23 protein-coding genes and 2 pseudogenes are annotated in these 21,655 nt (G+C 37.5%); 11 read left to right on the top strand and 14 right to left on the bottom strand.

What is annotated here, in order from left to right; translation table 11 throughout:
* The first annotated feature begins 511 nt into the window (after positions 1 to 511).
* Positions 512 to 1,411, top strand: coding sequence for a DMT family transporter (locus tag ABES52_RS02580; RefSeq protein ID WP_429648633.1), 900 nt, complete (start codon positions 512 to 514; stop codon positions 1,409 to 1,411).
* Between the two features lie 389 nt (positions 1,412 to 1,800).
* Here the strand turns inward: ABES52_RS02580 and ABES52_RS02575 are convergent, their stop codons facing one another.
* The 6 genes and pseudogenes from ABES52_RS02575 to ABES52_RS02550 all read right to left on the bottom strand — a co-directional run bounded on the left by ABES52_RS02575 (position 1,801) and on the right by ABES52_RS02550 (position 4,622).
* Positions 1,801 to 2,127, bottom strand: a complete 327-nt coding sequence (locus ABES52_RS02575; RefSeq protein ID WP_429648631.1) for a hypothetical protein — start codon at positions 2,125 to 2,127, stop codon at positions 1,801 to 1,803.
* A 145-nt stretch (positions 2,128 to 2,272) separates the two neighbouring features.
* Entirely contained in the window at positions 2,273 to 2,923 is a 651-nt protein-coding gene (locus ABES52_RS02570; protein ID WP_429648629.1) for a Type 1 glutamine amidotransferase-like domain-containing protein, read from the bottom strand.
* 152 nt (positions 2,924 to 3,075) lie between these two features.
* On the bottom strand, positions 3,076 to 3,258 hold the full coding sequence (locus ABES52_RS02565; RefSeq protein ID WP_429648627.1) for a hypothetical protein: 183 nt from the start codon (positions 3,256 to 3,258) through the stop codon (positions 3,076 to 3,078).
* Between the two features lie 35 nt (positions 3,259 to 3,293).
* A pseudogene (locus ABES52_RS02560) lies at positions 3,294 to 3,451 on the bottom strand (LD-carboxypeptidase); the annotation flags it as partial.
* A 293-nt stretch (positions 3,452 to 3,744) separates the two neighbouring features.
* A pseudogene (locus ABES52_RS02555) lies at positions 3,745 to 4,293 on the bottom strand (GNAT family N-acetyltransferase); the annotation flags it as partial.
* A gap of 167 nt (positions 4,294 to 4,460) precedes the next feature.
* Positions 4,461 to 4,622 carry a GNAT family N-acetyltransferase gene (locus tag ABES52_RS02550; RefSeq protein ID WP_429648625.1) on the bottom strand — a complete coding sequence of 54 codons (162 nt, stop codon included), beginning with the start codon at positions 4,620 to 4,622 and terminating at the stop codon, positions 4,461 to 4,463.
* 407 nt (positions 4,623 to 5,029) lie between these two features.
* On the opposite strand from ABES52_RS02550, the gene ABES52_RS02545 reads away from it, so the two are divergent.
* The 3 genes from ABES52_RS02545 to ABES52_RS02535 are packed head-to-tail and all read left to right on the top strand — an operon-like array spanning position 5,030 to position 8,581.
* The gene (locus ABES52_RS02545) at positions 5,030 to 5,785 is read left to right on the top strand and encodes a DeoR/GlpR family DNA-binding transcription regulator (protein WP_429648623.1); all 756 of its coding nucleotides are present in this window, start codon (positions 5,030 to 5,032) and stop codon (positions 5,783 to 5,785) included.
* Positions 5,782 to 6,696 (top strand): 1-phosphofructokinase, encoded by a 915-nt coding sequence (gene pfkB / locus ABES52_RS02540; protein ID WP_429648621.1) that lies wholly within the window; start codon positions 5,782 to 5,784, stop codon positions 6,694 to 6,696. Before ABES52_RS02545 ends, pfkB begins: the two co-directional genes overlap by 4 nt.
* A gap of 13 nt (positions 6,697 to 6,709) precedes the next feature.
* Complete coding sequence (locus ABES52_RS02535; RefSeq protein WP_429648619.1) at positions 6,710 to 8,581, top strand: PTS fructose transporter subunit IIABC; 1,872 nt, start codon at positions 6,710 to 6,712, stop codon at positions 8,579 to 8,581.
* A gap of 383 nt (positions 8,582 to 8,964) precedes the next feature.
* Here ABES52_RS02535 and ABES52_RS02530 read toward each other — a convergent pair whose 3' ends face one another.
* The 5 genes from ABES52_RS02530 to ABES52_RS02510 form a co-directional block, all read right to left on the bottom strand.
* Complete coding sequence (locus ABES52_RS02530; protein ID WP_429648617.1) at positions 8,965 to 9,171, bottom strand: zinc ribbon domain-containing protein; 207 nt, start codon at positions 9,169 to 9,171, stop codon at positions 8,965 to 8,967.
* An 88-nt stretch (positions 9,172 to 9,259) separates the two neighbouring features.
* The gene (locus tag ABES52_RS02525; protein ID WP_429648615.1) at positions 9,260 to 9,628 is read right to left on the bottom strand and encodes a hypothetical protein; all 369 of its coding nucleotides are present in this window, start codon (positions 9,626 to 9,628) and stop codon (positions 9,260 to 9,262) included.
* A gap of 67 nt (positions 9,629 to 9,695) precedes the next feature.
* Positions 9,696 to 10,196, bottom strand: coding sequence for a GNAT family N-acetyltransferase (locus ABES52_RS02520; RefSeq protein WP_429648613.1), 501 nt, complete (start codon positions 10,194 to 10,196; stop codon positions 9,696 to 9,698).
* Positions 10,197 to 10,307: 111 nt separating this feature from the next.
* Entirely contained in the window at positions 10,308 to 11,864 is a 1,557-nt protein-coding gene (locus ABES52_RS02515; RefSeq protein WP_429648611.1) for an esterase/lipase family protein, read from the bottom strand.
* 73 nt (positions 11,865 to 11,937) lie between these two features.
* Entirely contained in the window at positions 11,938 to 12,570 is a 633-nt protein-coding gene (locus ABES52_RS02510; protein WP_429648609.1) for an NUDIX hydrolase, read from the bottom strand.
* Positions 12,571 to 13,669: 1,099 nt separating this feature from the next.
* On the opposite strand from ABES52_RS02510, the gene ABES52_RS02505 reads away from it, so the two are divergent.
* The 7 genes from ABES52_RS02505 (at position 13,670) to ABES52_RS02475 (ending at position 19,315) form a co-directional block, all read left to right on the top strand.
* A complete protein-coding gene (locus ABES52_RS02505; protein WP_429648607.1) occupies positions 13,670 to 14,812 on the top strand; it encodes an MGDG synthase family glycosyltransferase in 1,143 nt (380 codons plus the stop codon).
* Between the two features lie 426 nt (positions 14,813 to 15,238).
* Positions 15,239 to 15,754 (top strand): ribonuclease H-like YkuK family protein, encoded by a 516-nt coding sequence (locus ABES52_RS02500; RefSeq protein ID WP_429648605.1) that lies wholly within the window; start codon positions 15,239 to 15,241, stop codon positions 15,752 to 15,754.
* A 157-nt stretch (positions 15,755 to 15,911) separates the two neighbouring features.
* Positions 15,912 to 16,793: a hypothetical protein gene (locus tag ABES52_RS02495; protein ID WP_429648603.1), complete on the top strand. Its 882-nt coding sequence runs from the start codon at positions 15,912 to 15,914 to the stop codon at positions 16,791 to 16,793.
* An 85-nt stretch (positions 16,794 to 16,878) separates the two neighbouring features.
* Positions 16,879 to 17,322: a BsuPI-related putative proteinase inhibitor gene (locus ABES52_RS02490; protein WP_429648601.1), complete on the top strand. Its 444-nt coding sequence runs from the start codon at positions 16,879 to 16,881 to the stop codon at positions 17,320 to 17,322.
* Between the two features lie 254 nt (positions 17,323 to 17,576).
* The gene (gene msrA, locus ABES52_RS02485; RefSeq protein WP_429648599.1) at positions 17,577 to 18,101 is read left to right on the top strand and encodes a peptide-methionine (S)-S-oxide reductase MsrA; all 525 of its coding nucleotides are present in this window, start codon (positions 17,577 to 17,579) and stop codon (positions 18,099 to 18,101) included.
* 366 nt (positions 18,102 to 18,467) lie between these two features.
* Entirely contained in the window at positions 18,468 to 18,581 is a 114-nt protein-coding gene (yhfH, locus tag ABES52_RS02480) for a protein YhfH (RefSeq protein ID WP_429648597.1), read from the top strand.
* 329 nt (positions 18,582 to 18,910) lie between these two features.
* A complete protein-coding gene (locus ABES52_RS02475) occupies positions 18,911 to 19,315 on the top strand; it encodes a DoxX family protein (RefSeq protein ID WP_429648595.1) in 405 nt (134 codons plus the stop codon).
* A gap of 41 nt (positions 19,316 to 19,356) precedes the next feature.
* Here the strand turns inward: ABES52_RS02475 and ABES52_RS02470 are convergent, their stop codons facing one another.
* From ABES52_RS02470 to ABES52_RS02460, 3 genes are read right to left on the bottom strand one after another with little or no spacing between them, the layout of a single operon-like run.
* Positions 19,357 to 20,577 (bottom strand): MFS transporter, encoded by a 1,221-nt coding sequence (locus ABES52_RS02470; RefSeq protein WP_429648593.1) that lies wholly within the window; start codon positions 20,575 to 20,577, stop codon positions 19,357 to 19,359.
* A gap of 18 nt (positions 20,578 to 20,595) precedes the next feature.
* Positions 20,596 to 21,291, bottom strand: a complete 696-nt coding sequence (locus ABES52_RS02465; protein WP_429648591.1) for an LrgB family protein — start codon at positions 21,289 to 21,291, stop codon at positions 20,596 to 20,598.
* The gene (locus ABES52_RS02460; RefSeq protein WP_429648589.1) at positions 21,260 to 21,649 is read right to left on the bottom strand and encodes a CidA/LrgA family protein; all 390 of its coding nucleotides are present in this window, start codon (positions 21,647 to 21,649) and stop codon (positions 21,260 to 21,262) included. The genes ABES52_RS02465 and ABES52_RS02460 overlap by 32 nt, the downstream gene beginning before the upstream one ends.
* Positions 21,650 to 21,655: the final 6 nt, after the last annotated feature.

Below are 21,655 nucleotides of genomic sequence, written 5' to 3'. Positions count from 1 at the left end.
AACAGTATCGTTTAACAGACACCCATGCCAATAATAATTGGCACATTGATGAATGAAATAACAGTAAATGTTATCCACAATTTTTTCAGGGTAGAGCCTATGTATTAAATCTATAAATTCGCAAACAGATGAAATCATCTGTGCCACAAATTTCAAATTTTTCACGCCATACAACCAACCCTCTTCTATTTTAAGGTAATGAAAGGAAATTGGAAGATATTATCGAAAGAAATGATAGATTATTTTTTTATTAGGGGGACGTCATAAAAAAAATCCATTTCTCAATCATCCTCTTCTTTCTTTTTAGGCTTTGGGGACAGTCCCTCAATACTTTAAAGTTTTAAAACAGTGAGGGACTGTCCCCAATTTCAAAAAACATTACTTGTCAAAAGATGGATTTAGTTGTAAATTTTATTTATTACTTACTAACCAATAAACATGTATAAAAAATTTAAGAAAGACATTGCACATCTTTGATGCATAATAAATAGAGAGTTAAGGAGTGAAAATGATGCGGTTATATAGTGCGTTAATTGGACTGAGCCTCATATGGGGAATGTCGTTTGTGTTTATTAAGTGGATAACAGATGCTGCTGGGGTGTGGGGAACCGTCTTTTTTCGATGTTTAGCAGGAATTCTGATTCTTCTCCCCCTCTTGTGGTGGAAAAGAAAGCAAATTGCAAGTACTTTTCAATGGAGACATGTCATCATCGTTGGTCTATTTAATGCTGGACTCCCATGGGGACTCATTGCATTAAGTGAGACGCAAATACATACAAGCACCGCATCCGTATTAAACGCTTTAACACCAATCTTTACAGGACTAATCGGATTTCTTTTCTTTTCAAAGAAGCTAACTCGCCAACAATGGATGGGGATTTTGTTAGGATTTTGCGGAATTCTTATTTTAACAGAATTTCAGATTCATATGATTCTCGGTGAAAACTTTATCGGGATGGGGACGATGGTGTTAGCCACGCTTTGTTACGGATTTGCTTCCCAATATGCGAAACAATACTTACAACAAATGCACGTCCTATTAATCTCCACCTGTACGTTACTGGTTGGTACCTTGACCGGTTTAGTCGGAATGATTGTGACAAATACGATTCCGATTCAAATGGAATTCAACGGTACCGTTATTCTTTCTATCATCGGACTAGGATGCTTCGGTTCAGGTATTGCGTATCTTCTTTTCTACTTTTTAATGATAGAAGGAAGCCCCGAATTTGCGACAACTGTAACGTATTTAATTCCTGTAACCGCCATTATGTGGGGCTACGTCCTGATGAAGGAACCGATCACCCAGCATTTACTCCTAGGTCTTTTCATTATCTTAGTCGGCATTTATTTTACTAACCGTAAACCAAAAATCATGATAGAAAAAACCCGGGCCAACTCCATGGAGTAAGCCCGGTTTTTTAAAAATGTATTAAATATTCCATTTCCTTTTAAGGTAATCATCGATTAACAATACTACACCAGTTACTACATACCAAAGGGCCGTAAAAAAATAACTTCGGGTAAATACGGCTTTTCCATTAATCTACTTTTAGTTGTTTCATTGCCCCAATCTTTTTTTATGTTTATGGTATTCGTTGTGATCCTTTTTAAAAATTAGTTCCATTTATGGTTATATGTGTCGAAATTCGTTTAGACTCTTCCCATCTTTTTCCATTAGACGAAACGACTCTGTCACTTCATACATTTCATTCGATGATGAAAGAAGCTCTTTGGAAAACTTTTTGGGATTCTAAGTAAAAAAATAAGTTCTTCGTGAATCGTTTCATTTGGTTCTAATTATTCAACATGTAAATCGTCTGTACAGGCCATGATCTCTAAAGGCTTAACCGGTAAAGAACGGTTTGTTTCCTTTGAAACAATTTGAATCCTTAAATGGGTTACACAAGTTGAACTCCCAGCAGCGTATATCGCACTTTTTTCCCCAACATTAGTTGCCGATGCTTTTACAATAATTTCATCTTCCAAAGTAAATTCTTTCTGATTTACCCAAATGGTAAAATAAATATTCTCTCTAGTTTCACTATAAATCAGTGGATTCGGCTTACTAACTGACTGGTCATCATTGTTAGATGTACATCCGAAGCACAACCATTTGCTACACATGAAAAAATGAATTTCTTCATTATTCTCCACCATTAACTTATATTAGAGTAGACGAGAAAAATCTCCTAATTGTTTTATTCCTTTTCTTATTATGTAAACCCACAAAACTAATTGAAATGATTCTTAAAATCAAAATCTTCTTACCTTATCTGCGAATGGACTTAAAGGTGTACACGTTACCCTCATGCTGAACATATTGTTCATTGGTAAAATAAATTCCTGATTCATCATCAATTCCGTACCCTACCGACACGTTGGTTCGTTCCATCGCTGTAAGAAGATTCTCTTTTTCCTTCCATTTGGTAAAATGGACACTTACGACAGCATTCGAAATCAATCCCAATCCTTCTAAAAACAAATGTTGATTTAACTCATTATCAATAGGCGGAATGACACAATGAACTGGGCTAATCAAAGCACCTGCAGAAAACCCTGCTACAGGTATACCTTTTTGATACATGGACTTTACGATATCTCCAATATTCGTCCTCACCATCCGTTTTTGATAAAGTTCGGTATTTCCTCCTCCGATCACTATTCCTGAACATGCACGTAACCTTTCCAGTTCAAAATTGGATAGCTTTTGTTGTGAGAGTGGAAAGTAATAAAAGTCCTCAATTCCAAATTGTTGTAATACGGATGTATACTTTTGCATATACGCTTCCCAACCATCTCGTTCAACAAAAAGGATACCGACCCTTCCTTTTCGTTGTTGGACAATCGATGAAAACAAATGACCAAGTTTTTGGGTAAAAGGGGGGCTTCCGCCAAACAAAAACAAATGACGATGCTCCATATATAATCCTCCAAACTATGATTCTATAAAATTTAACAACTGTATGTCTCGAACATCTCAGCACAAACCAAGCACCAAAAAAAGATTTCTAAACTCCCAATTATCTTCTCTAATTCGGTCAAAATTTTTCTCGTCAACATAGCGAGCCTATTTCATCGTTGTTTTCTCAATTCGTCCATTAATTGGTCTACTTTTATCCGCTTTAATCTTTTTTGATAATCAATGATGACATAAATAATGAGTACGACGGGAACGATAAACATCCCTAAACCTAAAATAAATATCATGAATTGAAAAAACACATCTCCTACTTGCATTCCGGCTCCATGGTGCATTAAAATTTCCTTTCCTATCTGAATATTTTAGCGTGTTAAATAAAATGCTGTCTGATAACACCTTTTCCATTTTCACATGGCTCCGTTGATAAACGTCATTTGTGGCGGAACGTGACCGTAGTCGATCATAAACAATAGGAATTTGAAGTTCTTCCTCAAGATCAGGGTACACATCCTCTACCGTGTAATCATCTTGAAAAATGGATATTGAATCATTTAATATCTCTCGCTTCCTATTCGTTGTTGTATGTATTACATTTTTCCTTCTTTAATCCATGAAATGATCCGACTGGTTGATAAAACAGAAACAAAAAAGAGAGCCAGCAAAATAAATACATAGATTGATAGACGATTGATCTCTTGCAATCCGTCTTTATTTGCGACTACCCAAATAGTTAATACAAAACAAGCAATATAAAAAAGAAGATTCGGGACAATCCAAATGAGACGTAATTTCCAGTTTTTTTGAGGACAGGGGTTTTGATTCTGCTCCCACTCTTCACGTAGCAGTCCCATACGAATCGAATCATACCACTCCCCGTTCCAATAGCGGCACTTTCGAATTCTTCCTTCCATTTTCATGCCTACTTTTTCTGCACAGCGAATCATTCGTTTATTTCCGGACCATGTCGTTAAGCCAATTCGAACGAGCGGCATCTCGTTAAATAAGTAATCAATCCACAATTTTAGGGCATCTGTTCCATACCCACCGTTCCAATAGGATGGATCATAAATGACAATACCTACTTCTAACCATTTAGATGCCTTGTGTTCCCAATAATAAGACACCGTTCCTATGACAGTGTTATTGACTTCAATGACAGCACGTGGAGGGACTGGTTCTGACGTAAGTTGCTGTTTTAAATTTCGTGTAAACTCTTCTAACGTCTTGTGTTCTAGTGGAAAATACGGTGCATCCCATTTCTTCCATTCAGGATCTTTCGTGTCATGAATAAATTTCCAAAGAATCGGTATATCATGGTCTTCAATCGTTCGAATCGTGACTAATCTTCCTGTGAGTCGCACAAGTTTCATTCCTTTCAACTTAATACTATTCCATAACTTCTCCAAACGTTAGTTCACCATTTTGATAGGTGAGTGAACCTGATTGGATCTCTTGACCTTTAATAATAAAAGAAACGCGATGGAATATCTTCTAATACCCAGACAAATAAGGAAAAGATATTAAATGTATGAAGCTCTTAGACAACATGTCGGACTAGCTGATTTCCAATCCCTTGCCTTTGATAGTTTTCTAGCAGATAGATGGCATACAATTCCCCGTCATAGGGGTAACTTCCCGGATCGTTCCTTGCCACCATTCGCAAATCCAACAATGTCCCCGTGTTCATTTTCTGCGACAAACACTGACCCACCTGTTGAATTGGAGATAATTTCTTCCCATCTTTTCGCTCTTGCTTCATAGGATAACGATTGTAAGAAGTCTTCTGAAAGTATTCCTTTATAAGTCGTTCACCAACTATCTACATGAACTTTTGCTATTTGTTCAGCATCTGCAATAGTTGCTCGCCTTATTTTCATATCAAACTCCCTCCAGAAATTGGATTGATGATTAATCCTATTTTATTACAAAAGATAGAAATTATAAAATTTGTTTTTTCCCTTGTCTATAGAATTTGATAGTTTATGATTGATAATGAGTGTAATTTGATTTTTTTTGGTAGTTTTTGATTAAAAATGATTGATTTTTGAAAATGCTTTCAATATAATTAAAGTCAAATTTGGTTTCTTTTTATTAAGAGGTGGAAACATGCTAACTCCAGAGAGACATCGCATTATCTTAGAGCTATTACAACGAAAAGAAGTGGTGAAAATACAAGAATTTGTGGAAGCGACTTCATCATCAGAATCCACCATTCGACGCGACTTAAGTCAACTAGAGAAAGAAAGAAAGTTAAAACGTGTTCATGGTGGGGCCTCACTATTACATCAACGTGGCATCGAATTAAGCATCCTTGAAAAATCAACGAAGAATTTAGAAGAAAAACAAAAAATCGCTCAATATGCAGCAAATCTAATTCAAGAAGGAGATTGTATTTATCTAGATGCTGGGACGACTACGTTTCAAATGATTCCATTTATTTCAGCGAAAAATATTAAGGTTGTGACGAATGGTTTAACCCATTTGGAAGCACTTTTAGAACACCAAATCGAAACGTATGTAACAGGTGGTTATGTAAAATCAAAAACTCGAGCACTGATTGGTCGTGGTGCACAAGAAGGTTTACAAGCCTATCGGTTTGATAAAGCGTTTATGGGGGTCAACGGCATTCATCTCGATTACGGTTACACAACACCAGACCCTGAAGAAGCTACTGTAAAAAAATTAGCCATTCACCTTTCCGAAAAGGCTTTTATACTAGCTGATCATTCGAAATTTAATGAATTTACATTTTCTAAAATTGCCGATTTACATGAAGCAACCATCATTACGAGTGAAATAGACCAAGACATGTATGAAGACTGGATGAAAAAAACTGTAATAAAGGTTGTGAAAACATCATGATCTATACCGTGACTTTAAATCCTTCTATTGATTATTACGTACGAATTCAACACTTACAAGTTGGCACGTTAAATCGTGCGGAACAAACGATTTTTTCCCCTGGTGGAAAAGGAATTAACGTCTCACGAGTGCTTATGCGCTTCGGAATCAATAGTGTCGTTTTGGGCTTTGCTGGTGGTTTTACTGGAACCTTCATTAAGCAGGCACTAACACAAGAACAAATTCCAGTTCAATTCATTGAAGTTGATGAGCCAACACGAATCAATATTAAGCTTAAAGATGCTCAAGAAACCGAAATTAATGGAGTTGGACCAACTATATCAAAAGAAAAACAAAAACAGTTTTTAAAAAAAATTGAATCGTTAACGAAAAACGATGTCCTAGTGGTATCAGGGAGTCTACCACCTTCGATTCCCGCACAATTTTATGAAGAAATAGCGTTACTTTGCACGGAACGAAATATTCCTTTTATCGTTGATACAACAGGACCTATATTAAAAAAACTTCTTCCCTTTCGTCCATTTTTAGTTAAACCTAACCACCATGAGTTAGGTGATATGTTTCATGTTGCTATTGAAACTGTTCAAGATGCCATCTCGTATGGAAAAAAACTATTACAAGAAGGCGCATCCAATGTCATCGTATCAATGGGGGGAAATGGAGCAGTTTTTATTAATGAAAAGCATCAATTCGTGGCGACGGTTCCAAATGGTAACGTCATCAATACTGTTGGTGCCGGCGATTCAACGGTAGCTGGCTTTCTAGCCTCATTTATTCAAGACAAAGATTGGATGAAAGCTTTTCAATACGGAGTTAGCGCTGGAACTGCCACTGCTTTTTCAGAAGATTTATGTACGAAGGACGAAACCGATCGGCTTTTATCCAGCATCCATATAAAATCCATTTCGTAAGGAGGTTTTTAATGTGAGATTTACCGATTTAATAACAAAAGATACAATCATTTTAGATTTACGGGGCACTACGAAAGAAGCCGTCATCGATGAAATGATTCGTACCCTCGCAAAAGCTGGAAAGCTTGATGATGATGTGGCATTTAAAAAAGCAATTTTAGCAAGGGAAGCTCAAAGTACAACCGGAATTGGTGAAGGAATTGCCATCCCACACGCAAAATCGAAAGCCGTTAAACAGTCAGCAATTGTTTTTGGCCGCTCAAAAGAAGGGATTGATTTTGAATCTTTAGACGGTAAGCCGAGTCACTTATTTTTTATGATTGCCGCTTCAGAAGGAGCACATAATGCACATTTAGAAACCCTATCTCGCCTGTCAACTTTATTAATGGATCCATCTTTTCGTCATAAACTGGAAACGGCACAAACGGCTGATGACATTATTCAAACCATTCATGAGTATGAGGAAAATGATAAGGTACCGAATGAAGATACTTCAACAAAGTCAACATCAGGAAAAATTTTAGCGGTTACCGCCTGCCCTACGGGGATTGCACATACGTACATGGCTGCAGATGCCCTAAAAGCGAAAGCAAAAGAACTGAATGTGAACTTAAAAGTAGAAACGAATGGCTCAACAGGTGTAAAAAATGCGTTGACGCAACAAGATATTGATGAGGCGATTGCGATCATCGTTGCAGCCGATAAGCAAGTAGAAATGGACCGTTTTGCTGGTAAACCAGTCATTCAAGTCCCAGTTTCACAAGCAATAAGAAAACCAGAAGAATTAATTCACCGGGCTTTAAAGAAAGATGCACCAATATACCATGGTTCAGGAAATCAATCAAATTCAGCTAATACATTTGGAGAACGAAAAGGTTTTTACAAACACTTAATGAATGGTGTGTCCAATATGCTTCCATTTGTTGTTGGAGGCGGTATTTTAATTGCGATTTCATTCATCTTCGGCATTAAAGCCTTTGACCCCAATGACCCATCTTATCACCCAATCGCCGAAGCATTAATGACAATAGGTGGCGGGAATGCATTTGGACTTATGATTCCTGTGTTAGCTGGATTTATTGCAATGAGCATTGCGGACCGTCCAGGATTTGCTCCAGGGATGGTCGGTGGATTTATGGCCGCTACAGGTGGTGCCGGTTTCCTAGGAGGATTAATCGCCGGTTTTCTTGCAGGTTATTTAGTTCTTGGATTGAAACGTATCTTTAGCGTATTACCTCCTTCCTTAGAAGGAATTAAACCGGTTCTTCTTTATCCGCTATTTGGTATTTTAATTACAGGACTGATCATGATGTATATCGTCATTGACCCTGTGAAAGCATTAAATGATGGGTTAAAAGTTTGGTTAGAAGGTTTAGGGACTGGCAACCTAGTCCTTTTAGGGTTAATTCTAGGTGGAATGATGGCTGTTGACATGGGCGGTCCGATTAATAAAGCTGCTTTTACATTCGGGATTGCGATGATTGATGCAGGCAACTATGCTCCACATGCGGCGATTATGGCTGGTGGTATGGTTCCTCCACTTGGTTTAGCGTTAGCTACTACCATGTTTAAGAAAAAATTTACTATAGCAGAACGTGAAGCAGGAAAAACTTGTTACATTATGGGAGCTTCTTTTATCACAGAAGGGGCGATTCCATTTGCAGCGGCTGACCCAGGACGCGTCATCCCATCTATTATTGTTGGTTCAGCAGTTGCCGGTGCCTTAACGATGATGTTTGGAATTGGATTACCTGCCCCACATGGAGGTGCATTTGTGATTCCAATTGTTACAGGTAGTGCATGGTTATATGTTCTTGCCATTTTAATTGGTTCATTTGTAACCGCTTTTATGGTGGGCTTTTGGAAAAAAGAAGTACAAGAGTAATAGTTTCATTGGAATTTTGTAAAAACGGACATGAATAGTGTCCGTTTTACTTTTTAAAAGCACATTTTTTTCTTTTATGATAATAAACTAACTACCTATCGTATTAATTCAAAAATATTGAAACAATAATATCTTGACCATTCACCTTTTTTGCACCAGTTTACAAGATTATGCACTAAATTGGTACTTTTGAACTAAATTAAAAAGATTTACACCTTGAAACCTCATCGCATCTTAAAACGCTTTTATTCAAAAAAGTCTTTTTGCACGTAACACTACTGTTAAGCACCACTTGTGAATGAATGAATAGAACACCCTAAACTTACTTTAAAAATAAAACGCCTGGAGATTTGTTCCAAGCGTAAATCTACATACCTTGTGTTTTATCCCCCAAAGAAAAAGTCAAGAATATTGGATCCTACAGAAGCATCTTTGTTATAAAACTCGGAGTAACCACAATTGCGACAATATACCACAACGAACCGATTATGTTGAATATCAAACATTTTCGAAAGCCCGGTTCCGGTCATTGCGACTTCCTTTTGTCCCGCATCACGCGATCCGCATTTAATACAACCTTTTTCGTTCATTCTGATCTCCCCTTTCCGCTGTTTCTACTATGTATTACGAACAAACTTTGAAAAATGTTTCAAAAATTACCTATTTATGTTTGTCGTTCTATTTTTTTACTAAAGGAAACGATTCTTCCTGCCCATTCCATTTAATAGTGACGATCATATCCTCTGAAAATACCTTGGAATTCAATGTATGTTCCACATGTACTATTCCTTCCTCGTTCACTTGTGGTTCTCCACCTATTTGGGACATTGGCCCTTCGAATTCATACATTATTTTTGTTATAGGTTCATGTTTTTCTCCAACATAGGTCATCACAATGTCATTTTCGATTTGCCCTCCATTCTGTACAACTGTTACATTGACGTGCCAATGCTCGCTTATCCCTTCAAAGGACATTGTTTGTTGACTACACGCCGATAAGATAACAATTACAGCATAGACCATCAATATCGAATTCTTCATCGTCATCATGCGCCCTCCTACTTGTTTCAAAAATTGGGTTTTTACGTTCATGTTAGTACCTCTCCGAATTTATCTACTGTTCATTTTTTAATGAAAAATGAAGAACATATTGCCACCCTTGACGTCCAAACACTCGATTCCCTTGATCGATAAATCCGCAAGATTGATACAAGCGGAGGGCGGCATGATTGTTTTCATTCACACCTAACACGATTTCTTCAATGTGTGGAAAGTGTGTATCAACAAATGATACTAGAAGATGAAGGGCTATTTTTGCATAGCCTTTTCCTTGGTGTGGAAGATGAACCGAAAACGAACGAAGAAGCATGCTATTTGGACGTGAGGTATATGTTTTTACGTCCTCTCCTTCATCTAACACAAAAAACCCGACTGGGGAGCTTCCTTGTAAAATGACAATCGGATACCATTGCCCTTCTTTCGATTTATTTTGTATCCAGTAGTTTGGAAGGGCGGTAAACCGTTTTTGTTCAGGAAGTAATTCAAATGCAAGCAATTCCTTTTTGTACATTGATCGATAAAAGCTTAATTGAATCTCTGATTGATAAAGACTCATGTTCACTCGCCTTTCCTTTTTTTCGCACAATTTTATATTATCAAATATTTTTCTAGATGGTAGTTTTTTCTACCATTCAAAACAAAAACAGCCAAATATTGGATGGCTGTGTTAATAGAAATTACCATATTCATCTTTATAAACGGATTTTAGAAGTGTTCGTTCAAATGGATATCCGTCTTTTGTTTTTCCTTTAATCTCAACGGTTATTTGATACGTTCCTGCCTCAGTAACCGTTGGAAGGGTGATTTCACTAGCAATAGATATTGGTTCCTTTATTTTTAATTTTTTTCGATTTTTTATCGATTGTCCGTTTTGATAAGGGGTAAAGTCTACCGAATATGTGGCTTTTGTTTCTTTTTCTCTTACTTTCTTCTGTTTTGTTTCAAGTTTCCATATCTTTTTTCTGTGTTTATTTTGAAGAACTAGGTCATTTGAAATGTCCGATTGTAAGGAAACGACAAGAAGATAAGCTTGTGCATCATCATCGGAAGCATATACTTTCCATGTTCCTGCATTTGGTTTTTGGAGGACTGCCACGTGGTGCCATGCTCCTGCAAATATTCCTTTGTCTTCTATTCTTTCCACCGTAACAGTTTCACGTTTCCCATTAGGACCGATGACCTCAAGAGTATCAACGGGGACATCACTCATCCAATTGATTGTTAATGTTTCAACCCCTTTTTCCACAAGAAAGCTTTCTATGCCTGCTTCTTTAAATGGACCACCACGAATGATTTGGCCGCTTGTTAATGTTTGGTCAGTAATAGTTAAATCCTCTACTGTAGCTGCCGCCATTTGCGCACTAGCCATGGAAGTAGAAGTCGTTAAATACGGGGCAAAAAAAGAAAATGTGGACGATCCTTCTTTTATAGTAAAATGATTCCAATCCCCCACTTTCACCATGGTTCCATTTGGCAAGAAGGCGCTCTCCACCGTTACGGCTCCATCGTTTGGACCGTACTGGGATAAATACAATCCTCCCCAATATAACGAAGAACCAAATGAACCCCATTTGGTACCGGCGAATGTATAATAGTTGTTTTTATTTACATTTGGATGCTGATCGGTAATGGAACGAAAATAATTCATATACGATGTTTGTAGCGAATACGTTGCATCGCTTCTCGACCCTAAAATACCAGCTAACCACCCTGCCCAACTGCTATACGCTAAATCTGCTAATTCGGACCCAAAATGAGGACTACTGAGTGTAATCACATTTGAAACATAGGGATACACTCCATAATGAACTAATGCGGTTTGGGCATCAATCCCCCCTTTACTATGCGTTACTAGAACAAGTGGCTTACCAAAGTATTGATAAATCTCTTCAATTAACTCGGCTAATAATTGTCCGTTGTCCCACATGTCTTCCGACGTACCACCAGCATCAAAAAGCTCGACAAATGCGGTTTGAAAACCTGCATTATACGCGGTTACGTACATATCATTATTGTCAAACCATGTACGTGCTGAGCTATTTAACCCTTGAACAAAGAGAATGACCGGTGCATTCGGGTCGAGATGATCAGGCGTGGCCCCAACATACCATGTTCCTGGTGTTCCATCAGCTCCTGGGTTAAAAAATTTCCCAGCAGACACAGGTGCCTTAAAGACGGTTGAGAGTAAAAAGAATAATACAATTGTAACCACCCACTTCTTCAATTTGTTTCCTCCCCTTATAAAAGCGTTCGCATTCCCTTTTCAACGTATGGGGAGAGAATACAAATTATACCAATTAGTTGTTATTTTTCGATTTTTGCACCAACTGCACAAAGTGATAAAGAATTTTTGCTGTAAGCCCCCAAATGACTCGACCGTTATATTCATAAAATAATTCTTTTATTCCTCGCATCCGCCAATTATACTTTTTCCCATTCGGAATGTAGTGGAATGGGAAATCGACCGATGGATGAGGGTGAAGCTCCACAAGATATTTTTCTGGTTTAGTGTCCATAAAATAATCCAAAGGGACCGTAAATATTTCTTCCACTTCATCTTTATTTGGAAAAATGTTGTTCACGTCTTGACAAATTTCCCCTACAAATGGCTCTATGATTTGCCCATACCCGACCATTATATCTAGAGGTGCTACAATCGATACATCTTTAGAGTGCAAATTCAGTTCTTCCAACGTTTCTCGAATGGCCGCTGCCTTCGCATGATCATCCACCTTGTCAATTTTCCCGCCAGGAAAACAAATTTCTCCTGGCTGTCGACGTAAATGATGAGCCCTAACTTCAAAAAGTACATGAATTTCCTCTTTTACTCTAATAAGAGGGAGAAAAATCGCATATTTCGTTGCTTCATCTTCTCCAAAAATACCAGGACTACGATGTTGAAGTGCGTAAATTTTATCAATGTACTTCATCATTATTCTTCCCTTTCATTCTATTTAGTAATTATTTGCTCCCCACCCTTTAAAAAATGGTAAAATAAGATATCTTTATTCAAATTAGAGTGATATCGTTAGATACGGACATTTATTGCCGCTTCTTTTTGTTAACTTGTACTTTAGCATTCATTTTTAGACGAGTCCATCCATCATCAATGGAGCATTTCCATTTATTTGGCTTTTTTCTTTTTATGGAATATGTTCATTTTAGGTAGGGTTTTTGTCCCTGATCGCCACCAAAGTATATATCGTTCGCTTCTTTCTATATTCGTTTATCTCTCTAATCCTTCCTTTTTATTAGGCAATAAAAATCATATAAAAAACGAAGAAAAAGGTTATGTCATCTGCATAAAATTACTGTAACTGTTTAATGAATTTAACGAGTTTTATAGATAAAATGATTAACAAAGGGGTGAATCGTAATGTTATTCTGGTTCATACATTTCCTAATCTCATACCATCTGGTTTCTGCTTATGACAGCTCATTCACATTCACCCCTATACTGTATGACTTTGAAGAAACTTTAATTAGTCTTTCTGAAAAGACACTTGATACAACCGATGATTTTACAATATCCCCTGATATATGTATTATTTGCCTTGTCCATTCTTGCTTTTTTATTATTTTTATTCCGTTTTTTGTTTATTTACGTTTTCACTTTTTATTAGCCGTCTTTTATCAATCGAGAAATGTGGTTTGTATTGTCCTTCCAAATGAAATATGAAAATAAGGAGGGACGAATCATGTGGATTCGCTATTTTCTTATCGTCGCATTTTCATTAACTGCAGTTGACTTATTTCTTTATCAAGGCGTTGAAATCGTACGTGCGATAATGGAAATTTGGAAACAGAAATAAAAATGGATGTATTTTGATTCTACGGCTGATGTACATCACTATTTTCTGATGTACGTCAGCTTTTTAAGTTCTTTTATCCATCAGCATTTATCATTTTACCTACATAGAACTTTTTACATAATTTTAACATCTTTTTCAAATACTAAAACTTGTCCTGATTTTTCCCTAACAAAAATATGGTACCTTTAAAAGTAATAACGGAAAAGGGGGGAACGTGTTGAGAGAACCTCGCATTCTTATCTTGACGGCTAGTTTCGGAACGGGGCATATTCAAGTAGCCAATTCGCTTTGTCAAGAAGCTAAATACCAAGGAATTTCACAAGTTACTGTATCCAATTTATTAGCTGAAGCATATCCCTTTTTAACCCAAATGACGGAATATTTGTATTTAAAATGTTTTTCGTATGGACAACCGCTTTATAAAATGTTCTACTATAGCCTTGATAAATGGAACGACCATCGGTTATTGAAATGGTATTATTACGTAGGTCGCAAACGATTATTAACACTCATACAAACAGAAAGTCCGGACATGATCATTAATACGTTTCCATTAATGGTCGTCCCACAGTTTCGTCAATATTCCGGTTTTCAACTTCCGATTTTTAATGTACTAACTGATTATTGTCTGCATAAAATGTGGGTTCATCCTTATATTAATCGGTATTTTGTTGCAACGCCTAAATTGAAGGAAGCCTTGGCTCAAAAATATGTACCCCGTGACAAAATTATTGTTAGCGGTATCCCAATTCGCCCTGCGTTCGAACTCCCTATTTCTTCGGACATTTTATATAAACGATACAAGTTGTCTCCTAACAATCCTATAGTGACGATTTTGGCCGGGGCACAGGGGCTGTTAAAACATGTGAAGCGAACATGTAAACAACTCATTCATGAAACGGACGTACAAATAGTTGTCGTGTGTGGCCATAATACAAAACTTTCTGAGGAATTATCATCTTTACAACACCTTTATCCACATCGACTGCGGGTGTTTCCATTTGTAGAACAAATCGATGAATTATTCCGCTTGTCTACAGTGATGGTAACGAAACCGGGTGGTATTACACTAACAGAAGCCACTGCCACAACCACTCCACTTATCCTATATAAACCTGTTCCTGGTCAAGAACAAGAAAACGCCCGATACTTTGAACAAAAACGTGCAGCTGTGATCGTTTCTTCAGGAAAAGACTTACTCCCAACCATTCTGCGTGTGCTAAAGGATCCAAAAAAACAACAACAAATGAAACAATCACTTGCGTCTATGTACAGACCGAATGCTTCGAGAACCATCATCGACCATGTCATTCATTGGTTTGAAAATTACCATGAAAATCGTTTTCATCAATTGATTTAATGAAATGATTCATCAATACATGATCACCTATTAACATTGGTGTTAGGATTGGGTGTACCCCTTTCGTACATGGACCTGTTAACCTTTCTAAAACAGCACTAGTGGTCAGGATTCGAAGAAATTGTCGGTTCCAAAGCTCCGGTTGTAATTTTTTTGTGGTGGATGTGAGCTTTTTGACCTTCGTTTCTCCATCATCGATTAATCATTTCCTTACTGTGCGTCTGTCTGATTTTCGAATACCTTAGACGTACTTAGCCCTTATTGCCCCGTTGCGAAACTTTATTTTTTAGTTGAAAACGAAATTAAGCGTTACCTTTTTAGGTAGCGCTTTTTCCCATACCGTTCATCCCCCCTCTCTATTGTGCATACAATAATATAAGGACAACATGAGAGCTTGATAGCATTTTTCTAAAAAGGAGCGATTCTATGAATTCGTATAATTTTACAAATACGAGTGACGGTGTAATGACATTTGATGTCGTTTTTCAAAAAATTCAGTCATTTATTTTACAGGATCCTACCGCTTGCTACGTTCTCTCCATTGGTTCTGATTCCCAAACGTATCAAAAAGAGACACGGTTTATCACCGCCATTCATCTTCATCGAAAAGGGAAAGGAGCGTGGGGATGTATTCGCAAGCTAATCATTCCTCGTCCAATCGATAGCATCCGTGAAAAAATTTCCCTTGAAACGTCCCTTAGTCAGGAAATTGCGTATTTATTTACTGATGATCATTTATTAAGTTTATCTGAACTAATTGTACCGTATGAAAAAAAAGGAGCTTCTTTAACGATAGAAATTCATTTAGACATCGGACGAAAAGGGTTAACGAAAGAATTAATTCAAGACATGGTCGGGCGAATAACAGCTATGGGTATGGATGCCAGGATCAAACCGGAATCGTACACCGCCTTTAGTTATGCAAATCGTTATACGAGGTGATTCAATCTATACGTCTATACCCGTCAAAAAGGTGAGTATATATTTGTAGAACTCACCTTTTTTCTAAATGACTACTTATTTATTCCATTCCGTTTCCGCTTTTTAACAATTCATTCATGTATAATAAATGTAAGAAATAATGATATGAGGTGATCGAATGAGTTCCACGATTTATGAAAAAGGAAAATCATTTATTGAAAATAATGCCCGACTGGTCGAACAAGCTCTTTTCCACTATTTATTTGAAAGCGGTTCTGTTCAAACGGTTATTGACACGTTAAAACGTTATCAAAACAAAAACGGCGGATTTGGCCACGCATTAGAACCAGATTTTCGGTGTTCTACTTCTTCTCCCATGGCAACAACAATTGCCTTTCAAATGTTCGATCTTTTAGACAAAAAGCCTGTTCCAATTATTGAAAACGCTCTCAATTATTTGAGAAAAACGTATCAAGCAGATTTGAACGGATGGCTGTCTGTACCAAAAGATGTAAATGAAGCCCCTCGTGCGCCTTGGTGGAATTACCGAGAGGAAATCGTAAATTGGGGAAATCCGTCAGCTGAAATCATTGGTTACTTTTATACATACGGAACAAAAGAGGATCGAACATGGGCTGAATCCATGCTTCCTTTTGTGGAAGACTACCTTTATTCATTAGAAAACTACGAATTTCACGAACTCTTATGTTTCCTACGGTTAATGGACAAACTCCCATCAAAATGGCAACTACGATTAGAAGCACAATTAACTCCAATGATAAAAGCATGTGTGGAAACAAATCCTACTAAATGGGACACGTATAGTTTACAACCGATACAAATTGCACCTACTCCTACATCCCGTTTTTATGAACTCGTTTCAGAATACATTCCTTCTAATCTCAAATACATTCAGGAAACTCAACATGCAGAAGGGTATTGGGAACCAACATGGTCGTGGGGCCAATTTGAAAGAGAGTGGCTACAAGCCAAAAAAGAATGGCAAGGCATATTAACGTTACAAAACTTACGAATTTTGCGAGCGTACGACGTCATATAATATGTTTATCTTCAGTCAGGAATAAATGTGATAAAGGAAGGTGACTAATGTGAAGTTTATTCGTCTTACCTTTTGAGGTGAAACAATGAAAAAATGGATGTTTTTTTATCTCGTTTTATGGATTATGGTTGGCTGTCAATCGCTAGACAAGGAGGAAACGAATCCAATGAATGAATCTTCTGAGAAGGTCGCTGGAGATATTGAAGCGACACTTACTCAACTAACTATTACATCCCCCATTCAATTTGTGTATGAAGTCAAAAATCAATCCGAAAAGTATGTTGCATTTACATTTCCGACTGGTCAAACATTCGAGCATGAACTTCGGAATGAAAATGGCGAACTAATCGAACGATATTCCGATGGCAAGATGTTTACCCAAGCCGTTCGAATGTTGAAACTCGCCCCTGGCAAATCTTTTACCCATATGATGTCCTTTGACCTCGAACCTGGCACGTATACTTTAACAGTATGGTTAACCTGTTATGATGAAACGTATCCAAGAACAGCTACCTTTACTGTTCGTTAAACAAGCTGACCCTTCAGCTTGTTTTTTATTTAGGTAGGGGGAGATGGATATTTGATTGGGAAACGAAAAGCATAGTTTTTAGAAAAATAGTTTACATGGCTATTATAGGGATGTTACTTACCGGAGGGCAATTTCAAAAGTTACATACCGGGTATATATCAAAATAATAGATTTACATCTGTTATCCGTAATATAATAGACTTTAATATAGTGAAATACTGTAAAATACCGAAAACAAGGAGGTATATATATCGATGAGTTCACTACAAAAAGCCACATTTGCTGGGGGATGTTTTTGGTGTATGGTTCAACCGTTTGATGAACTGCCTGGAATTCACGAGGTGGTTTCTGGTTATACAGGTGGCCATGTTGAAAATCCTACATATGAACAAGTAAAGTCAGGTGAATCGGGTCATTACGAAGCGGTGCAAATTACATATGATTCTGAAATATTTCCATACAAAAAACTTCTTGAATTATATTGGCCGCAAATTGACCCAACAGACGATGGCGGACAGTTCCATGACCGTGGCCCGCAATATCGTACAGCGATTTTTTATCATACGGAAGAACAAAGGCAATTAGCTGAAGAATCGAAACGACAAATTGAAGAAAGCGGACGGTTTAACAAACCAATTGTAACAAAAATTTTACCTGCTTCGACCTTTTATCCTGCAGAAGAATATCATCAACACTTTTATAAAAAGAATCCGAAAGCTTATAAAGAAGACCGTGCAAAATCTGGTCGGGATGAATTTATTGAAAAACATTGGAAATAAGCTTTTTAATGAACCTCTCCCACCTACACATTCTTTAGAGGTGGGAGTTTCTTACCAACTCTATCGAAAATCTTTACCTATGAATTGTTTGACTTTGGTATATAATGCAGCTAACATACTAGCAAGTTTTATAACGTTAGAATCGTATGACTAAGTAATCGTTTTCTTCCCCCATGCTTTTTGAAGATGACTTGTGATTACATCTAATTGTGGATTACTTCATTATTCATACGCTCTTCTTAAAACCATCGTCCATTTCAGTGAAAAAATTTTAAAAATTTCACAATTTTCTTTGTTTTACGTATTGTGTTATATAACAACATTAATTATAATATTCTGTAATATAACATTATGGGGGAGATTCATTTGAAAAAACGTATGGTAACGAAAATTTGTGTACAATGCGGGGAAGTTATTAAAGAAAAAATGGAATCACATTTTATTGAATGTGAACGTTGCTTATCCAAAAAAGAAGATTAATCAATTGTCTTAACCATTTTTATCCTCATAAAGTACAGTATAAAACCAATCAGACCTTCAGACATTCACTCCTTTCGTTCACATGAATCGAGGAACCATTCTCCTGAAATTGTTATTCTGGTACAAACAGTATGAATATGGTTGCAAATAGTCTAAAATTAAGCCCTTCTTCTTCGCTGTTTTAGAACAATCATGTTAAAATAAAAGTCTGCCTAACGACTAAAGGCAGACTTTTTTCGTTTTTTAACAGTAATGTCCCATAATTATAAACAAGGATTCTGTCATATTTATGGTAGTGAAAACAAATTCTTTTAAAGGAGTGATGGAATATGAGTCGGCGACTTGAATGGGGATTATTTCTTGCTCGTCTCATTTTAGGGGGTACGATGTTAGCGCACGGGATTCAAAAATTTAAAATGCTGGATTTGGTTGTCAATATGTTTACAGAAAATTTTGGATTACCCAGCTTCTTTGCTTATGCTACTGCCATTGTTGAAACAGTCGCTGGTCTTGCTCTTATTCTAGGTTTATTCGTTCAATATTCTGCAGCGCTACTAGGCTTGGTGATGGTTGGCGCGATCGTTACGGTGAAGTTTTCGATAGGATTTTTCGGAAACGGACAAATGCCTGGATACGAGCTTGATTTAGCTCTTTTAGGATTAGCCATTGTCTTAACACTTGGAGGCAGCCGCTTATTTGCCGTTTCTTCTCTGCTTAAAAGTAACAAAAAGTAATCAAATACGGATCGGATTCCTGAGCGAATCCGTTCCGTATTTTATTGATACCACGAACGGATGGTATGATCTGATGGAAGGCGCCAAGTCAATAAACCAAATAACGGTAAAAAGCTACTAACAACCATGACGCTCCGAATGCTAAAGGCATCGGCCATTCCACCAAAGAACACTGCTCCAATGGCCCCCATACCAAACGCTAATCCAACAATTAATCCTGACACCATCCCAACATTTCTCGGGACCAACTCTTGTGCGTAAACAACGGTGACACTAAAACTTGAAAACAAGATAATTCCTAATAAAAACACAATGGGAATAACCCCAATTAACGGTACGTGAGGTAACATAAGGGCAAATGGAGCCCCACCTAATAATGACCCGAATATCACAGTACGTTTTCCAATTCGATCGGCTATCGGACCGCCGATAAACGTACCGATCACACTCGCGAACATAAATATAAATACGTAAATTTGTGCCTCTCGTATTGATAACCCGTAATCTTCAATTAAGTAAAATTGATAAAAGTTTGATATCGCCGCACCATACCAAGAACGGACAAATACAAGAAAAATCAATAAGGCAATTGCTCCTTTAACCGGATGCGGAATATGGCTTAATCGTGTTTTTGAAGTTTGATGTTTCGGCTTTATTCTACTATGCATGGTTTGTTTACGGTACCATAAAGAAACACGGTACAAAATAATAGCACCTAGCAAAGCTACAAGCATGAAAAGAGCAGCCCCTTTTTGCCCCAATGGAACAAGGATGAACGCAGTAATGATCGGTGCTAACGATTGGCCCGTATTTCCTCCTACTTGGTAAATCGATTGGGCAAAACCACGCCGATTCCCCGCTGCCATATAAGCAACCCGTGAACCTTCTGGATGAAAAATGGCTGATCCCATTCCAATAAACATCACGGCAAGTAATAAAAATAAAAAATGCTGAAACATCGCATACCCTAATACGCCTATCATACTGAACAACATGGCTATTGGTAATAAAAACGGGCTCGGTTTTCTATCGGCAAAATATCCAAATACGGGCTGCAAAACGGATGATGTCATATTCAACATAAACGCAATCCAACCAATTTCTGTGTACGTTAATTGTAATTCTTTTTCTAATATCGGAAACATCGCTGGTACAACTGCTTGGAGCGTATCATTGATAAAATGACCGGAACTGATGGCAAATAAAATCCCGTAAACAGGAAGTACAGACGGTGCGGCTAATTTTTTTGTTGTGACCGACATTTTTAATCTTTCCTTTCCTTAACTATTAATGAAAGAAATGATAACGGGTATCAAACAGGCAGTTAAGACAGCAGCTACTCCCATCGACACAGCCGATACAGCTCCTTGTAATTCCCCTTCTTTTACCGCTTCGCTCGTTCCAATCCCGTGAGAGATCGTTCCAAAAGAGAGTCCTCGAGCGAGCGGATCGGTAATTCTTGCCCATTTCATCCACCATCCCCCAAAAACCGCACCTGTCATCCCGGTTACAGTCACATAAAAAGCAATAAGGGTTGGATTTAGATGAATGATTTTACCAACTTCCACTGCAACAGGTGTCGTTATCGATTTGAGTAAAAGCGGTAAGGAGAGCTCTTGTTCCACTCCCAAAAGATGGGCCAAAGTAATCGCGGCCAGTAATGTGACCGTACTTCCAACAATGATTCCTATTAGTGAAGGAAGAAAGTATTTTCGAATCGTTGGCCAATGGTGGTATAATGGAACAGCCAAGGCAACTGTAGCGGGTCCTAATAAATACGTAATTCCTTTGTATGCCCACTCGTACTCTTCATAAGAAATCTCCAAAGTAGTTAACATCCATATAGCAATGATCGTTGCGGGTAAAATCGGAGTAAATAAAGGATGGTTTGTTTTTCTCCCAAGCCAGCGAGAGAATCTATAAGCGAAAATGGTAATAAGAAGACTAAGAATGGTAGCGCTGAGCTGATTGTCCATCCATACTCCTCCCCTTTTTTCGAACGAACCATTGCACCGTCCATCCGCATGCGATAAATCCAAAAAAAGTACTGATCATTAAAATGAGAAGTAGCTTCCATCCTTTACTTACTAATAAATCTCCCATACTCATAATGCCAATTGTTATTGGGAGAAAGAAAAAGGATAAATGTTTTAATAGATATTGAGCCATCTCTTCCACCCAATGAACAGAAATAATTCCTGATTCCATGAGTAAAAAGAACAACATCATCCCGATGATACTACCAGGTACAGGTAGTTGTAGAGCATGAGCAAACCATTTTCCCCCCTCAAAAAAAAGTACGAGAATGAGTAGACCACGCAGTCCTTTCCACAATGTTTC

The sequence above is a fragment of the Aeribacillus pallidus genome (genome assembly GCF_050478865.1).
Lineage (GTDB): Bacteria > Bacillota > Bacilli > Bacillales > JACDOC01 > JACDOC01.
Note: the sequence above shows the minus strand (reverse complement) of the source record. Positions and strands in the feature narration are given on the sequence as shown.

What these genes read in the sequence shown, in the direction of transcription:
- ABES52_RS02580 (WP_429648633.1), top strand. Translation starts at nt 512, where the DNA reads ATGCGGTTATATAGTGCGTTAATTGGACTGAGCCTCATATGGGGAATG.
- ABES52_RS02575 (WP_429648631.1), bottom strand. Translation starts at nt 2,127, where the DNA reads ATGTGTAGCAAATGGTTGTGCTTCGGATGTACATCTAACAATGATGAC.
- ABES52_RS02570 (WP_429648629.1), bottom strand. Translation starts at nt 2,923, where the DNA reads ATGGAGCATCGTCATTTGTTTTTGTTTGGCGGAAGCCCCCCTTTTACC.
- ABES52_RS02565 (WP_429648627.1), bottom strand. Translation starts at nt 3,258, where the DNA reads ATGCACCATGGAGCCGGAATGCAAGTAGGAGATGTGTTTTTTCAATTC.
- ABES52_RS02545 (WP_429648623.1), top strand. Translation starts at nt 5,030, where the DNA reads ATGCTAACTCCAGAGAGACATCGCATTATCTTAGAGCTATTACAACGA.
- pfkB (WP_429648621.1), top strand. Translation starts at nt 5,782, where the DNA reads ATGATCTATACCGTGACTTTAAATCCTTCTATTGATTATTACGTACGA.
- ABES52_RS02530 (WP_429648617.1), bottom strand. Translation starts at nt 9,171, where the DNA reads ATGAACGAAAAAGGTTGTATTAAATGCGGATCGCGTGATGCGGGACAA.
- ABES52_RS02525 (WP_429648615.1), bottom strand. Translation starts at nt 9,628, where the DNA reads ATGACGATGAAGAATTCGATATTGATGGTCTATGCTGTAATTGTTATC.
- ABES52_RS02520 (WP_429648613.1), bottom strand. Translation starts at nt 10,196, where the DNA reads ATGAGTCTTTATCAATCAGAGATTCAATTAAGCTTTTATCGATCAATG.
- ABES52_RS02510 (WP_429648609.1), bottom strand. Translation starts at nt 12,570, where the DNA reads ATGAAGTACATTGATAAAATTTACGCACTTCAACATCGTAGTCCTGGT.
- ABES52_RS02500 (WP_429648605.1), top strand. Translation starts at nt 15,239, where the DNA reads ATGAATTCGTATAATTTTACAAATACGAGTGACGGTGTAATGACATTT.
- ABES52_RS02495 (WP_429648603.1), top strand. Translation starts at nt 15,912, where the DNA reads ATGAGTTCCACGATTTATGAAAAAGGAAAATCATTTATTGAAAATAAT.
- ABES52_RS02490 (WP_429648601.1), top strand. Translation starts at nt 16,879, where the DNA reads ATGAAAAAATGGATGTTTTTTTATCTCGTTTTATGGATTATGGTTGGC.
- msrA (WP_429648599.1), top strand. Translation starts at nt 17,577, where the DNA reads ATGAGTTCACTACAAAAAGCCACATTTGCTGGGGGATGTTTTTGGTGT.
- ABES52_RS02475 (WP_429648595.1), top strand. Translation starts at nt 18,911, where the DNA reads ATGAGTCGGCGACTTGAATGGGGATTATTTCTTGCTCGTCTCATTTTA.
- ABES52_RS02470 (WP_429648593.1), bottom strand. Translation starts at nt 20,577, where the DNA reads ATGTCGGTCACAACAAAAAAATTAGCCGCACCGTCTGTACTTCCTGTT.
- ABES52_RS02465 (WP_429648591.1), bottom strand. Translation starts at nt 21,291, where the DNA reads ATGGACAATCAGCTCAGCGCTACCATTCTTAGTCTTCTTATTACCATT.